3 protein-coding genes are annotated in these 1,320 nt (G+C 72.3%); 1 reads left to right on the forward strand and 2 read right to left on the reverse strand.

Annotated elements, in window-relative coordinates; genetic code table 11:
• Positions 1 to 416, forward strand: a 416-nt coding sequence (locus ACFW1A_RS40560) for a hypothetical protein (protein ID WP_380418764.1), incomplete at its 5' end; no start/stop codon positions are given.
• A 54-nt stretch (positions 417 to 470) separates the two neighbouring features.
• Here ACFW1A_RS40560 and ACFW1A_RS40565 read toward each other — a convergent pair.
• Both ACFW1A_RS40565 and ACFW1A_RS40570 read right to left on the reverse strand, forming a co-directional pair.
• A complete protein-coding gene (locus ACFW1A_RS40565; protein WP_380418766.1) occupies positions 471 to 665 on the reverse strand; it encodes an acyl-CoA carboxylase epsilon subunit in 195 nt (64 codons plus the stop codon).
• A gap of 22 nt (positions 666 to 687) precedes the next feature.
• A partial coding sequence (locus tag ACFW1A_RS40570; protein ID WP_380418768.1) for a carboxyl transferase domain-containing protein occupies positions 688 to 1,320 on the reverse strand: 633 nt, incomplete at its 5' end.

Genomic DNA, 1,320 nt, shown 5'->3' on the forward strand with positions numbered 1-1,320 from the left:
ACCAGGGGATCTCGGACCTCGGCGAGATCCTGGTCCGGGGCGAGCTGTGGCGGCTGATCACCACCTACGGACCGTACGAGCTGGTCGGGGTGACCGCGCTGCGGCCCGGGCCGGAGACCTGGTTCGCCGAGGCGGTGCGGGAGCACGGCGGGAAGGTGGAGATCCTGCTGCCGGCCAGTGCGGGACCGCTGCCGCGCAACGAGATCACGGCCGAGGCGACCGCGGTGCACCGGCTGGCGCCGACCGCGGCCGGCGGGCTGGGCGAGGACCTGGGCCGGGCGCTGGTGGGCATGGTGGACGAGATGGTCGCGGTCTGGGACGGCAGCCCGGACTGCGAGCCGGCCCGGATCGCCGCGCTCACCCGCGCGGCGGGCCTGTGGGTGCACGAGATCTGGCCGGCCGGCTGCGAGCGGTAGCCCTGGGGTGGTGCGGCCCCCTTCCGCCGCTGCTCGGCGGAAGGGGGCCGCGGCTCAGGCGGCCTGCATCCAGCTGACCGGCGAGTGGTAGGCCGGGCGCCGGGCGGACAGCCGCGGCAACCGGATCACCCGGGCCTCCGGCTCCGGCGCGGCGACCGCGGCGGCGCGGGCCATCAGGACGGCGGTCAGGGCGGCCAGTTCCTCGTCGGTGAGGCTGCCGCGGGTGATCCGCAGGGACGGTTCGGGCATGGGGGTCTCCCGTCGTGGTGGGTTACATGGGGGGGTTGCCGTGCTTGCGGCTGGGGAGGTCGGCGTGCTTGGTGCGGAGCATGGTGAGGGCGGCGGCGAGGACTTCGCGGGTTTCGGCGGGGTCGATGACGTCGTCGACCAGGCCGCGTTCGGCCGCGTAGTAGGGGTGCATGAGCTCGGTCCTGTATTCCTTGATCTTCTGGGCGCGCATGGCGTCGGGGTCTTCGGCGGCGTTGATGTCGCGGCGGAAGATGACGTTGGCGGCGCCTTCGGCGCCCATGACGGCGATCTCGTTGGTGGGCCAGGCGTAGGAGAGGTCGGCGCCGATGGAGCGGGAGTCCATGACGATGTAGGCGCCGCCGTAGGCCTTGCGCAGGATGAGCTGGATGCGGGGGACGGTGGCGTTGCAGTAGGCGTAGAGGAGTTTGGCGCCGTGGCGGATGATGCCGTCGTGTTCCTGGTCGACGCCGGGCAGGAAGCCGGGGACGTCGAGGAGGGTGATGAGGGGGATGTTGAAGGCGTCGCACATCTGGACGAAGCGGGCGGCCTTCTCACTCGCGTTGATGTCCAGGACGCCGGCCAGGGACTGGGGCTGGTTGGCGACGATGCCCACGACGTGGCCGTCGATGCGGGCCAGGGCGACGATGACGTTGGT

This window comes from Kitasatospora sp. NPDC058965, assembly GCF_042741245.1.
Lineage (GTDB): Bacteria > Actinomycetota > Actinomycetes > Streptomycetales > Streptomycetaceae > Kitasatospora.